The sequence below is a fragment of the Empedobacter sp. GD03797 genome (genome assembly GCF_029842105.1).
Classification (GTDB): domain Bacteria; phylum Bacteroidota; class Bacteroidia; order Flavobacteriales; family Weeksellaceae; genus Empedobacter; species Empedobacter falsenii_C.
On the sequence record NZ_JAOCFS010000012.1, the window covers coordinates 67,679 to 81,485 of the forward strand.

At 31.5% G+C, this 13,807-nt stretch carries 17 protein-coding genes; 9 read left to right on the forward strand and 8 right to left on the reverse strand.

All coding sequences use genetic code 11. From position 1 onward, the window contains the following. Positions 1-2: 2 nt before the first annotated feature. The 7 genes from N5D90_RS09780 to N5D90_RS09810 form a co-directional block, all read right to left on the reverse strand. Positions 3-770, reverse strand: coding sequence for an ABC transporter ATP-binding protein (locus N5D90_RS09780; protein WP_280062336.1), 768 nt, complete (start codon positions 768-770; stop codon positions 3-5). After that, positions 770-1,783, reverse strand: a complete 1,014-nt coding sequence (locus N5D90_RS09785) for an iron ABC transporter permease (RefSeq protein ID WP_038336659.1) — start codon at positions 1,781-1,783, stop codon at positions 770-772. The genes N5D90_RS09780 and N5D90_RS09785 overlap by 1 nt, the downstream gene beginning before the upstream one ends. Next, complete coding sequence (locus tag N5D90_RS09790; RefSeq protein ID WP_280062337.1) at positions 1,773-2,795, reverse strand: ABC transporter substrate-binding protein; 1,023 nt, start codon at positions 2,793-2,795, stop codon at positions 1,773-1,775. Before N5D90_RS09790 ends, N5D90_RS09785 begins: the two co-directional genes overlap by 11 nt. Before the next feature lie 3 nt (positions 2,796-2,798). After that, positions 2,799-3,263 (reverse strand): urease accessory protein UreE, encoded by a 465-nt coding sequence (locus tag N5D90_RS09795; RefSeq protein ID WP_280062338.1) that lies wholly within the window; start codon positions 3,261-3,263, stop codon positions 2,799-2,801. Positions 3,264-3,275: 12 nt separating this feature from the next. Next, a complete protein-coding gene (gene hypB, locus N5D90_RS09800; protein ID WP_052217937.1) occupies positions 3,276-3,995 on the reverse strand; it encodes a hydrogenase nickel incorporation protein HypB in 720 nt (239 codons plus the stop codon). Positions 3,996-4,019: 24 nt separating this feature from the next. Then, positions 4,020-4,367 carry a hydrogenase maturation nickel metallochaperone HypA gene (locus tag N5D90_RS09805; protein WP_038336663.1) on the reverse strand — a complete coding sequence of 116 codons (348 nt, stop codon included), beginning with the start codon at positions 4,365-4,367 and terminating at the stop codon, positions 4,020-4,022. Positions 4,368-4,454: 87 nt separating this feature from the next. Beyond that, entirely contained in the window at positions 4,455-4,781 is a 327-nt protein-coding gene (locus N5D90_RS09810; protein ID WP_280062339.1) for a hypothetical protein, read from the reverse strand. Between the two features lie 281 nt (positions 4,782-5,062). On the opposite strand from N5D90_RS09810, the gene N5D90_RS09815 reads away from it, so the two are divergent. From N5D90_RS09815 to ribD, 7 genes are all read left to right on the forward strand, one after another. Beyond that, positions 5,063-5,269 carry a helix-turn-helix transcriptional regulator gene (locus N5D90_RS09815; protein WP_115000022.1) on the forward strand — a complete coding sequence of 69 codons (207 nt, stop codon included), beginning with the start codon at positions 5,063-5,065 and terminating at the stop codon, positions 5,267-5,269. A gap of 269 nt (positions 5,270-5,538) precedes the next feature. After that, entirely contained in the window at positions 5,539-6,276 is a 738-nt protein-coding gene (locus N5D90_RS09820) for a DUF4290 domain-containing protein (protein ID WP_280062340.1), read from the forward strand. Between the two features lie 24 nt (positions 6,277-6,300). Continuing rightward, complete coding sequence (murA, locus tag N5D90_RS09825; protein ID WP_280062341.1) at positions 6,301-7,611, forward strand: UDP-N-acetylglucosamine 1-carboxyvinyltransferase; 1,311 nt, start codon at positions 6,301-6,303, stop codon at positions 7,609-7,611. Positions 7,612-7,621: 10 nt separating this feature from the next. After that, positions 7,622-8,299: a DedA family protein gene (locus N5D90_RS09830; protein ID WP_038336669.1), complete on the forward strand. Its 678-nt coding sequence runs from the start codon at positions 7,622-7,624 to the stop codon at positions 8,297-8,299. After that, complete coding sequence (locus tag N5D90_RS09835) at positions 8,296-9,033, forward strand: shikimate dehydrogenase (protein WP_038336671.1); 738 nt, start codon at positions 8,296-8,298, stop codon at positions 9,031-9,033. The genes N5D90_RS09830 and N5D90_RS09835 overlap by 4 nt, the downstream gene beginning before the upstream one ends. Before the next feature lie 54 nt (positions 9,034-9,087). After that, on the forward strand, positions 9,088-10,950 hold the full coding sequence (locus N5D90_RS09840; protein WP_038336673.1) for a DUF349 domain-containing protein: 1,863 nt from the start codon (positions 9,088-9,090) through the stop codon (positions 10,948-10,950). 9 nt (positions 10,951-10,959) lie between these two features. After that, positions 10,960-12,012 (forward strand): bifunctional diaminohydroxyphosphoribosylaminopyrimidine deaminase/5-amino-6-(5-phosphoribosylamino)uracil reductase RibD, encoded by a 1,053-nt coding sequence (ribD, locus tag N5D90_RS09845; protein ID WP_280036294.1) that lies wholly within the window; start codon positions 10,960-10,962, stop codon positions 12,010-12,012. Positions 12,013-12,028: 16 nt separating this feature from the next. Here the strand turns inward: ribD and N5D90_RS09850 are convergent, their stop codons facing one another. Next, positions 12,029-12,283, reverse strand: a complete 255-nt coding sequence (locus N5D90_RS09850; RefSeq protein ID WP_038336677.1) for a hypothetical protein — start codon at positions 12,281-12,283, stop codon at positions 12,029-12,031. An 89-nt stretch (positions 12,284-12,372) separates the two neighbouring features. Here N5D90_RS09850 and N5D90_RS09855 point away from each other — a divergent pair, with 89 nt between their 5' ends. Continuing rightward, complete coding sequence (locus tag N5D90_RS09855; protein WP_038336679.1) at positions 12,373-12,978, forward strand: YigZ family protein; 606 nt, start codon at positions 12,373-12,375, stop codon at positions 12,976-12,978. After that, a partial coding sequence (locus N5D90_RS09860; protein ID WP_280062342.1) for an acyltransferase occupies positions 12,978-13,807 on the forward strand: 830 nt, incomplete at its 3' end. The genes N5D90_RS09855 and N5D90_RS09860, both read left to right, overlap by 1 nt.

Here is a 13,807-nt window from a genome sequence, read left to right on the forward strand (position 1 = left end):
TTTTATTTTAATTGTGGCACAAACAATTGTTTTCCTTGATGAGTTAAATTCAACAAAGGCAATTGATACGTTTCTTGCAGAATATTTTTAATTTCTTCTTGATTATAATTTTCTAAATCAACCAATTGATGATTTTTCATCATATAAAATTGATCACCATACATAAATGCCAAATTAGGATCATGCATCACACAAAGCACTGTTTTTCCTTGTTTGACAAGTTCTTGTAAGGTTTCTAAAACCAAAACTTGGTAATGTAAATCCAAGTGATTCGTTGGTTCGTCTAACATCAAAACATCTGGATTTTGAACCAAAACACGACACAACAACACCAATTGTCTTTCTCCACCAGAAAGCGAAGTATAAGCTTTGTCTTTTAAATGCCACAAATTAAACTTCGTTAACATTTCTTCGACAATTTGATAATCTTCATTCTTTGGAGAAAACCTCGAAAAAGAAGCGCGACCTGTCATTACCACATCAAAAACTTTGAACGGAAAAGTAGTTTGATGAAACTGCGTCATAAAGCCTAAACGAAGCGAAGATGATCCAACTTTTATCTTTTTGCGTTCTTCATTTCCAATGAAAACATTTCCGTCGTATTTCTTATCCAAACCTGCGATGATATTAAACAAAGTCGATTTTCCACTTCCGTTTTTTCCCATCACAACAGATAATTTTGCTTCAGAAAAATTGACATTTACATCATTCAGAATTTTATCTTTTCCGTAGGTAAACGATAAATTTTGTATATTAACTATTGCTTTCATTAGTTCCAATTTGCTGCGTTTTTTCTCATCAGATAAATAAAAATTGGTGCACCAATCAACATTGTAAAAACACCAACAGGAATCTCAAAAGGCATTACCGTTCTCGAAAAATCGTCAATTACTAAAAGAAGAGTTCCGCCAATACTAATATTTGCCCAAACCGTTTTTTCGTTATTTGGTCCAAAAAACATTCGACTAATATGTGGAACGATTAATCCAAATAAACTTATCACACCAACTGCAGCAACACAAGCGGCTGTAATTAAGGTTGCAACTCCTATCAAAATAACCTTCAAAAGTCCTGGTTTTACCCCAACTGCAAGCGCTTCTTCGTCACCCAAAGACAATAAATTAAGTTTCCAACGGAATAAAATAATAATGGTTAAACCAATTAAAATCGGATAAAAAGCTATTTCTACTTTTTCCCAAGAAGCTGTATGTAAATTTCCCATCGTCCATTGCACAATCATTTGCAGTTTATAAGGATCACTGATGTATTGTAAAAGCGTCAAAACGGCTGTAAAAACTCCAGAAATTATCATTCCTGATAAAACCATATTGATTAACGAACTTTTGACGTTTGTTTTAGATATTAAATACGTTAATAATACAGCGCAAATTCCAAATACAAATGCTGATATATTGATTGATAACACAGGAACAACCATCGCTAAAGCTGCTCCAACAGCAGAACCAGATGATATACCTAATGTAAATGGATCTACAATTGGATTTCTGAAAATTGCTTGTAAAACGTTTCCAGAAGATGCCAAAGCTGCGCCAACAATAAATGTTAATACAATACGAGGTAAACGAACTTGCCACAAAATAGTTTCTATACTTGATTGAGGTAAATTAGTTGTTCCCGAAATTAACTTGCTGATTGCAGATGAACTGTAACGAATCAACTCCGAAATACCTACAAAATTCGTTGCGCCCATTGTCATAGAAAGGATGACAACCGTAAGTGGTAAAATCAAAAGTAGACCGTAAGATTTCAATTTAGATTGCATTTTTCTTGTATAAATCTGGTTTTTGGTACAATTGCATGATATCGTTTTGCACCTCTTTGTTTAATTGTTCAGTCGAATAAGCCGAAGGATAGCACCAATTGCGAAGTTGTTTGGCAAATAATAAAAACTTAACCGTATGCGGATCGTAATAAAACGCAGGATTCATCGCGAAAACTTGTTTAGATTTTACCGCTGGCAAAGCATCCAATTCTTTTAGTTGATACACCTCATCAAGGCTCGAATTCCAAAGTACAATCAAATCAGGATTCCATTTATAAATAGATTCTGCACCAACATTTGGCGATTCCATTTCCAACGGACAAGCATTTTCTGCACCCGATAATTTGATCGCTAAATCTAACAAAGTTCCTTTTCCAGATGTCGAAAAAATACGTCCTTTCGACCATGCGTAATAGACTTTTTTAGGCTTTTCGTTTACAGGAGTTTTCAACTTTTCAGCTTCAGCTTTTACATATGAAACCACTTCTTCAGCACGTTGTTTTTTTCCTAATAAAGTTCCCATTCCAAGCAATTCTTTGTAAATTTTATCTTGACTTAAACTTGAAACCGTAAAAACAGGAATATTTAGTTCTTCTAATTGCTGAATTGTTTCGATATTTTGTTCATAAACAATCGCTAAATCTGGCTGTAAACCAACAATTGTTTCAATATTACTTGATCCTCCACCAAAAGTTGGCGTCGCAATTGTTTTATTTTTGATTCGCTCATCTAATTTTGCATAGAACTCAAATTTATCTTCATTCTGAAAAACTTGTTGCGGAATTCCAACCACTTTATCTTCGGCGTGCAACATGTAAATTTCGTCCAAAGAAGGTTCAAAAAGTACAATTACTCGTTTTGCTTCTTGTGGTAACGAAACTATTTTTCCACGGCTATCTTCCGCCTTTATTTCACCTTGTTGTTCACTCTTTTTTGAAGAAGAATGACAACTTTGAAAGAAAATAAAGAATGATAAAACAAGGGTTATGCGATGAAATATTTTACAATTCATGGTTTAATTTTTTACCAAATTTTTTAATAAAAATTCACTGATTAATTGTGCTTCGACAAGTTGTATTTTGTCTTGATAACGAGTCAAAAGTTGCTCGTACATACGACCATCATAAGGAAGCAAAAGTTGATTATCGTCGTCGTTTTTCCAGTAAATAGGAAGGTGACGATTGCCAACGAAGTAACAAAAATCAGCGGCATCGGACTTCGACTTTGCAGAAAACTGAATACACAAACAAGGTTTTATGTAAACTGAAGCTATTAAATTGTTTTCATAAAATAATCGATCGCCGTTCTGCCACTCATTTTTAGTTTGTAATCGAAGTTCTAATGTCAAACCAGCAGTTGTTTTTCGCGTAATTTTCTGTTTTCGAATCTCAAACCATTCAATCGTTAATTGATCCAAACCATTTTCTACTTGTTCAATTTTTGACTGAATTTCATCTATAATAACCAACTGATTTTCCATTATTTCGATGTATTATTTTTGTTGTGCAGCTTCTTTTTTCAACTGAACTTTCTCTTTCAACCATTGACACCATTCGTCAATTCCTTCTCCATTCAAGGTACTAATTGTTTGCACTTCTAAGTTTGGATTAACCTCTCTTGCATCTTTAGTAACCGCCTCGATAGAAAAAGGTACATATGGCAATAAATCTGATTTAGAAACCAACATCAACTCACTTGTTAAGAACATACGTGGATACTTTTTTGGTTTATCATCACCTTCTGTTGTAGCAATAAGTGTTACACGATAATCTTCACCTAAATCAAAAGCAGATGGACAAAGAAGATTTCCTACATTTTCGATAAATAATAAATCTGTTCCATCCAAATTAATGTGATCCAAAGCTTGTAAAATCATTTGCGCTTCGATATGACACATTCCACCTGTTACAATTTGCAAAGCATTAATTCCTACTTCGCGCATACGAACTGCATCACGCTCCGTTTCTGGATCACCAACTAAAACAGAAATATTCAATTCTTTACCCAAACGTTTTCCAATTTCTTGTAACAACGTTGTTTTTCCTGATCCTGGAGACGAACAAACATTGATGATACAAACATCTTTCAGACGTTCGCGAATCGCATTTGCAACATAATCGTTGGCTTTTAATAAATGTAAAGTTGTGTTGTCGCATTGAACAGATCCTACTCTATTCCCAAGACTTTTTGGATTTTGTGTATTTGTTGACATAATTGAAATATGTTTAATTAATGATTATTTATTTTTAAAGATGACTTGCGAGATAAAAAGCTCATTTCCTTTGACAATTGTACTGGATGGTGTTGAACAATCTTCGCAAACAAATTTGTGATATTTAACTTCGAAATTCTTGTGACAATGTTCGCAATACGCCACAATTTCATTGACTAAAACCTCTAACTCGATTTCATTATAATTTTGGTTATCAGCTATAAATGCATCAAATGCATTTTGGATTAAAACAGGTTGAACATTTGATAAAAGCCCAGCTGTAATTTGAACTTTTTCTATGTCTTCTATCTTCGAATCATAGTGCTCGTTCAACGTATCAAATATGTCTTTGACAATACTTAATTCGTGCATAATTTTTAATTTTTGTGAATAGGTTTCCTCTTTCTAAACAAAATGAATGCTTAGAAAATAGTTATGTATAAGAAAGTTTTATGTTTATCAGATAAATGGTAAACCGTAGATATAATGCCTCAACAGGCAAATTTTATTGGTTGAAGTAGAAAATAAATCAGAAAAAATACGAACACAAATCTGTTGATTAAAATTAAACTTAACATCTGCGTTGATAAATTCATCAAAAGAAAAATCATTGATTTTTAAATCTTCTACAGTAAATGTAAATCCTTCAATAGTGCTATTTGTATTATCACATTTTATTGTCTCTTTTTCTACTTTTTGATGCGCAGAAGATTGATTTGTTTTGTTAGAAAAACTAAACAGAACAATCAAAAAAAGGACAGAAAATATGTGAAAAATCGTTTTCATTTACGATTGTAAAGGTACTACAACATTCTACCTAAAGGATTATTCAAAATAGAGGATAAATGTTCAAAAACGTTACAAATCAATAAAAATTAATTAGCTTACAAAAACAACAATTAAATTGTTTATTAATACATTTTTATTGTTTTACAATAAATTTATTTTGTAATTCAAAATATTTCTATTTAATTTGAAAAATAAATTATTACTAAATATGGAAACTAAATCTAAATTTTATTTAAAAATATTCAAATGAAACTAGAAAACGATTTAACGATATAAATATGGCAATTATTATCAATTTAGATGTCATGATGGCAAAACGTAAAATGTCTTTGAATGATTTGAGTGAAAAAGTTGGTATTACATTATCTAACTTATCTATTCTAAAAAATGGAAAAGCAAAGGCTATTCGTTTCGAAACTTTGAATGCAATTTGCAAAGCTTTAGGTTGTAAACCAGGTGATATTATTGACTATACGGAAGATTAAAACAAAACCCAAAATTCTATATTATTAAAAGAAAATACTATATTTGTTGACAACCAAAAGGTTTTAACTTAATTTTCCTTGGTGATAGAGATTTTTAACTATTTTGAATTAAAATAGACAAAATCTTGTTTTACGGTTTATCTTCTTCCGACTATAACCGTTTTTTTGAGGAATAAAATTTAATAAAAAATTAGCAATCAATACACCTTTTCTACCCAAATAATCGGATAGAATTTTGTAAATTTGTAACCAATACATTAGAAAATTTAATGGAATATAATACACTTCGTTCGCAATTGATTATTCCAGAATATGGTCGTCATATTCAAGAAATGGTAAATCATTGTAAAACAATAACAGACGAAACAGAACGCAACGGATTTGCCGAAATTATAATTGAAGTAATGGGAGAATTAAATCCTCACTTGCGCGATGTACCAGATTTTCAACACAAACTTTGGGATCAACTTTTTATAATGGCAGAATTTGATTTGGATGTAAAATCTCCTTATCCAATTCCGACAAAAAAAGATACGGTAAATAGTAAACCAAATAAAGTAGACTATCCAAAAAGCATCTATAAATACAGATATTACGGAAATAATATTCGTAAAATGATTGATGTTGCTGTAACGTGGGCAGAAGGTGAAAAACGCGAAGGTTTGTACTTTGCGATTGCCAATCACATGAAAAAATGTTATTTACTTTGGAATAAAGATACAGTTGACGATCAAGTTATTTTTAATCATTTGTACGAATTATCTGATGGTAAAATTGATTTGAGAAAAGTTGATGATCATTTGGTTTCACCTGATCGTTTGAATTCGAATAATAATCATTCAAACAACAATCAAAACAATAGAAGTTACCAAAACAATAATCGTAATCATCAAAATAACAACAATCGAAATAATAACCAAAATTCGAATAATCGTCAAAACAACAATAACCGAAATAATCAAAATAACAACAATCGAAACCAAAACGTTCGAAACAATAAAGGTTAAATCAAAACTATTTAATACAACTAAATGGCTACATTTCAAATAAAGGGAGGGAAACCTTTGAAAGGAGAAATTACTCCGCAAGGTGCTAAAAATGAAGTACTACAAATTTTATGTGCGGTTTTATTAACCAATGAACAAGTTCGTGTTAAAAATATTCCAGATATCCGAGATGTCAATCGTTTGATTGAAATTTTGGGTGATTTAGGCGTAAAAACACAAAAAAATGGAAAAGGAGATTTCACTTTTCAAGCTGACGAATTACGATTAGATTATTTAAAAGGAAAACAATTTCGCAAAGATGGTGCTGCCTTACGTGGATCGATCATGTTAATGGGACCACTTTTAGCTCGTTTCGGAGAAGCTTTTATGCCAAAACCAGGAGGAGATAAAATTGGACGTCGTCGTTTAGATACGCACTTCGAAGGTTTCTTTGCTTTAGGAGCAAAATATCGTTTCAATCCTGACGAAGATTTCTACGGTGTAGAAGTGGACGAAAAAGGATTACAAGGTTCTTATATGTTATTAGAAGAAGCTTCTGTAACTGGAACTGCAAATATTATTATGGCTGCAGTTTTAGCGAAAGGAACAACAACCATTTACAACGCTGCATGTGAGCCTTACATTCAACAATTATGTAAAATGTTGAACAGAATGGGTGCTAAAATTTCTGGAATTTCTTCGAATCTTTTAACGATTGAAGGAGTTGAGAAATTAGGCGGAACTGAACATACATGTTTACCAGATATGATCGAAATTGGATCTTGGATTGGTTTAGCAGCAATGACAAAATCTGAATTAACAATCAAAAATGTTTCCTGGGAAAATTTAGGTGTTATTCCAGATGTTTTCAGAAAATTAGGAATCAAATTAGAACGTCGCGATGACGATATTTATATTCCAGCTCAAGAACATTACGAAATCGAGCGTTTTATTGACGGTTCTATTTTAACTATTTCTGATGCGCCATGGCCAGGATTTACGCCAGATTTATTGTCAATTATTTTGGTAATTGCAACACAGGCAAAAGGAAGTGTTTTGATTCACCAAAAAATGTTCGAATCTCGTTTATTCTTCGTGGATAAATTAATTGATATGGGTGCCCAAATTATTTTATGTGATCCGCACCGTGCAACAGTAATTGGTCTTAATCACGAAACGCCATTGAAAGGAGCCGAATTAACTTCGCCAGATATTCGTGCCGGTATGTCTTTATTAATTGCTGCACTTTCTGCGAAAGGAAAAACTGTTATTCATAATATCGATCAAATTGACCGTGGTTACGAAGATATCGATGTACGTTTACGTGCTATTGGAGCTGATATAATTAGAGCTTAAAAAATAAAAAATGCAATCTATTATTGAGTTTATCACCAATTTTGTTCAACGCCCAGACAAGGTATTAATGGACATTATCAATAATTACGGTTATTGGATATATGTTATTTTATTCCTGATAATTTTCGCCGAAACTGGTTTAATTATCATGTCATTTTTAATGCCTTTTTTACCTGGAGATGCACTAATCTTTTCGATTGGAATGATTGCGGCAAGCGATGATCAAAACCATTTGCATATCGAATATATTATTCCATTACTGATGGTTGCAGCAATTCTTGGTGATAACGTAAATTATTATGTTGGACGCAAATTTGGGGGTTGGATTTTAGGACGAAAAGACTCGTGGTTTCTTAAAAAGAAACATATCGAAAAAGCAACAGAATTTTTTAACGAAAATGGTAAAAAAGCAATTATTATTGCTCGTTTTATGCCTGTAGTTCGTACTATAATTCCATTTATTTGTGGTGTTACAAACCTTAATTATCGCACATTTATTACCTATAGTTTTATAGGCGCGGTGCTTTGGGTTGGCGTTATTTCGCTTTTGGGACACACATTAGGTCAGTTTGACATTGTAAAAAATAATTTAGAGAAATTCATTTTCGGAATTATATTATTGGCGAATATGCCGTTGATTATCCGAATCGTGAAAGCTCAATTCAATAAAAATAAAACAGAAGAATGAGACAATTTGGATTAATCGGAAGAAATATTTCCTATTCATTTTCTAAATCTTATTTTGCTGAAAAATTTAAAAACGAGAACATTGTAGACGCTGTCTACAATGTTTTTGATTTACAGCAAATCGATGAAGTAGAAAAAGTATTCGAAACCGAAGGTTTAGTGGGCTTCAATGTCACAATTCCTTACAAACAAGAAATCATTCCATTTTTGGACGAATTATCGCCAGAAGCCAAAGCAATTGGTGCGGTAAATACCGTTTTGATACAAGATGGAAAACGAATCGGGCATAATACAGATTGTTACGGTTTTCACCATTCGATAGAACCTCTTTTAGAACCTCATCACAAAAAAGCGTTGGTTTTAGGAAATGGAGGCGCTGCAAAAGCGGTTTTTTATATTCTTGATTTATTGAAAATTGACTATAAAATTGTTTCGAGAACAAAAACCGAAAATCATTATTCTTATGATGAATTGAATGAAGAAATCACTCATAATCATCAAATTATTGTGAATTGTTCGCCAGTTGGTACTTTTCCAAATACTGAAAACGCTCCACTTCTACCCTATCAATTTATCAACGAAAATCATTTATTGTACGACTTAATTTACAATCCACCATTGACAAAATTTTTAGAAAATGGTCAACAAAATGGAGCCAAAATTAAAAATGGTCACGAAATGTTGGTTTTACAAGCTGAAAAAGCTTGGAAAATTTGGAATAATCGTACAAAATAGACTTGATATTGTCCTCAAATTTTATTAGATTTGAGAAACAAAACTTATTTTCTTATGAATACTGAAATGGATAACCTGCAAAATGCAGACGGAGAACAATTACCTAAACCTGCAACTACAAACGACTCTAACACGGAATCTTATAAAACCGAAGAGTTAACGAACCAAGAAAAAATAAGCGATATTTCGTTCAAAGATTACGAAACATTTAGTTTTGATGTTTTGATTAACGAAGCAAAAAATCTATTGAGTAAATATGATGTTCAAGAGATTCGCGAGCATTTTAATCAAATTCGTGATGCATTCAAAGCTAAATTAGAAGAAGATGAAGCTGCGAAAAAAGAAGCTTTCTTAAGTGAAGGTGGTGATGAATTAGATTTTAAATACGAAACATCTTTTAGAGCAAAATTTAACGCTGTTTACAACGATTTCAAAAATCAGTTAGCAGTTTTTCATAAAGAAAACGAAAAAAAGGAATCTGATAATTTAAAAGAACGTTTAGAAATTATTGACGAATTAAAAGCCTTGTATCAAGAACCAAGTGATTCTTCGGCGGCAATGTTCAAGAAATTTCGTGAGTTAAAAACTCGTTGGCACAATGCAGGAAGAATTCCGAGCAAAAATGCTGAAAATGTATTCAAAAATTATTTTTTCCATCTAGATAATTTCTACACGTATTTGGATATGAATAAGGAATTGCAAACCTTAGATTATGCACATAATCTTGAAGTTCGTCAATCGATTATTAAACGTGCGGAAGAATTAATTGGAGAGCAAAACGTGCAAAAAGCTTTGAACGAATTGCAATATTTGCATCGTTTATGGAAAGAAGAAGCCGTTCCTGTACAAGAAGATTTGCGCGAACCAACGTGGCAAAAATTCAAAGAATTAACAAATAAAATTCATGACCGTAAAGGTGAATTGAATGAAAAAATAAAACAAGAGCAAAAAGATAATTTAGAAAAGAAAAATCAAATTATCGTTCGTATCAAAGAAATTTCTGAGCAAGCAACAACAAAATCGCATGGCGATTGGCAAAAAGCTATTTCTGAAATAAACTCTTTGCGTGAAAATTTTATCACAATTGGACGTGTTCCGAAAGATAAAAATTCTGCAACTTGGGAAGCTTTCAAAGAAGTTACAAGACAATTTAATCACATCAAAAATGATTTCTATAAAAATCTAAAATCAGAACAACAACTGAATCTTGAAAAGAAATTAGCTTTGTTAGAAATCGCAAAACAACATACGGAAAGCACGGATTGGAATGCTTCTGTACAAGTGATTAAAAAAATCCAAAATGATTGGAAAAAAATTGGTCATGTTCCAAGAAAAAATTCAGACAAAATCTGGAAAGAATTCAAAGATACATGTAATCAATTCTTTGATCGTTACAAAAAACGTCACGAACAAGCGAATCAAAAATTGGAACTAAATTTCGAAAAGAAACAAGCTTTCTTAAACGATTTCAAAAATCAAACGATTTCTGAAAACAAAGATGAGGCGTTGAAACAATTAGAAGAAATTCAACATAATTGGGCAAGTTTAGGAAAAGTTCCATCAGAAAAAATTTCAATCAATCAAGAATTTACAGATGTTTACCACAAAAAATTAGATGCTTTAAATCTTTCTAAAAATGAATTGAACGATTATAAGTTAAAATCATTTGTCAATAAAGTAAAATCTGGAAATAATGGAAATTTATTGGATGATGAGATTAGAAAAACACGTAAAATAATTGAGGATTTAGAAAAAGAGATTAATCAATTGGATAATAATGTACATTTCTTTTCGAATGCAAATGAGAACAATCCTTTATTAAAAGATGTTTACAAGCAAATTGACGATAAACGTAAAAAATTAATTGAAGCAGAAATCAAACTGAAAACATTATTCAATATTGATTTTAATGCATAATTTTTAGGCATGACACAACAATCTATCGATGAGCAATATATGGCTCGTTGTATACAAATTGCAACAAACGGGTTAGGAACAACATATCCTAATCCGTTTGTTGGTTCTATTATTGTACATAACAACAAAATTATAGGCGAAGGCTTTACGTCAGAATATGGTGGACCACACGCCGAAGTGAACGCAATTAATTCGGTTAAAAATCAAGAATTATTAAAAGAATCTACGTTATATGTTACGTTAGAACCTTGTTCACATCATGGAAAAACACCTCCTTGCGCGGATTTGATTATAGAAAAAGAGATTCCAAAAGTAGTAATCGGAACTCTAGATCCTTTTGCGAAAGTAAATGGACAAGGTTATTTGCGTTTGCTGAAAAATGGTGTTGATGTAACTTTAGGTGTTTTGGAAAAAGAATGCATCAAACTTAATAAACGTTTTATCACTTTTCATCAGAAAAAACGTCCATATATTATCTTAAAATGGGCACAAACAGAAGATGGATACATGGGACGCGATGATGTACAATTATGGATTACAAACCAATATACAAAGCAATTAGTGCATAAATGGCGAACAGAAGAACAAGCTATTTTGGTTGGAAAAAACACAGCTTTAATTGATAATCCGCAACTTAACACGCGATTATGGGAAGGAAATAATCCGTTGAGAATTGCGATTGACAAAAACTTAGCGATTCCGAGAAGTTTCCATTTATTTGATCAAACACAACCTACTGTAATTTTCAATTCGATTGAAAATTGTTCTGAAGAAAATTTAGAACTTGTTCAATTAGATTTTACACAAAAAATATTGCCGCAAGTAATGGATTATTTGTACGAAAACAATATTCAATCCTTGATTATTGAAGGTGGAAGTGATACCATACAACATTTTATTGATGCTGATTTGTGGGATGAAGCACGAATTTTGAGTTCGGATACTATTTGGAATGAAGGAATTTTAGCTCCTCGACTGAAAGGAACTCGAACTGAAAAACATCGCTTTTTAAATGATGAATTAAATATTTTCGAAAATAGAATAGAAATTGAAGAACCTTAGAAATGAGGTTCTTTTTTTATCTTTTATCAATTATTAAATCAGTTTCTAATATCCAAAGAGAGTTTTTGATAAGATTATGATTATTAAGATTTAATTCATCTAAATCATTATCAAATAACACTAAAACTCTTCCTTCAAATAAATCATTATTTATTTCAATAACTTTTCCACTTTCTCCAATTAAAATCCAATAATGATTTTCATCTCTTAAATTATTTGTATTCTTTTTTCCTAAAAAAGTATTTAAAATTACTTTATCATTCAATTTCATTCATAATTTTTTTCATCACTCATAAATATAAAACCTTTTTTCGTTAAAAGTACTATTTAAACTATCTTTGCGGTACTTTTCAATACAACATGACGGACAATTATCGTACAATCGAGAAAGCGGTGGAAGATGTAATTTTCAAAGAATTGGGTAGTAAGTTTATTAATTTTGCTTATCCAGTTGAAAATGAAGATGACATCAAAATTTATTTGGATCAATTGCGCGAAATTCATCCCGACGCCAATCATCATTGTTATGCGTACGCACTTGGAATTGATGGTAAAAATCATCGTGCAAATGATGATGGAGAGCCAAGTGGTTCGGCTGGTTTACCTATTTATAATCAAATTTTATCAAGCGAAATCACTAATGTTTTGATTGTTTCTGTACGTTATTTTGGCGGAACAAAATTAGGAATTCCTGGTTTGGTAAAAGCGTATAAATATGCGGCACAAGTTGTGTTGGAAGAAGCAAATATTGTAGAAAAATTTGTTTCGAAACGTGTAAAAATGGTTTTCAATTATGATCAACAAGGAATTGTAGAACGCAATGTCGATCGGATTTCTGGAGAGATTAAAGACAAGCATTTTTCTGATAAATGCATGTTTACAATTTCGGTAAGAGAAAGTAAATTGGACGAATTTATTCGCATGTTTGACGAATATTATCAAATGGAAATTAAAATTATTGACTAATGCTAAATAGCTTAACTTCTTTACGTTTTTTCTTTGCTTTTGTTGTTTTCTTAAGCCATTTAACGTTTGTAAAAACCGATTTAGCTTGGTATAATTATCTAAAAAATAACGTCTTTTTCGAAGGTTATCTTGGTGTTGGTTTTTTCTTTATTTTGAGCGGATTTGTTTTGGCGCTTAATTACGAAAAGAAAGTAATCGACAATCCAAATTTTGATAAAAAGAAGTTTTATATCGCGCGAATCGCTCGTATTTATCCGCTTCATGCCCTAACCTTTTGTGTCATGTTACCGTTTGTTATCATCAATGTTTGGCAAGGTTATTTTCATTGGGATATTGCAGGTGCAAACTTATTTTTATTACAATCTTATATTCCTGTAAAAGACTTTTATTTCTCTATTAATAACGTTTCATGGAGTATTTCGACCGAATTATTTTTCTATTTAATGTTTCCTTTTTATGTGATTTGGTTGCATAAATTTCCGAAACTGAAATATATTTTATTACTAATTATTCCGATTATCATTTTTGCTGAACCTTATTTCAGAACAAATATGAAGTTGGAAAAAGCAATTTTTTACATCAATCCAATTGTTCGCAGTTTCGATTTTATTTTAGGAATTATTACCTGTCAAATCTATAAAAAGATAAAAGATACGCCTATCAGTTTTTCGAAAGGAACTTTAATAGAAATCGCTGCAATTACGGTTTTGGCAATCTTTTTTTACTTCCACAATGATGTTGCGAGAGCTTTTCGTTATGGAATTTATTATTGGATTCCGATGGTTGGAATTGTTTTAATTTTTGCTTTACAAAAAGGTTTCTTTTCGAA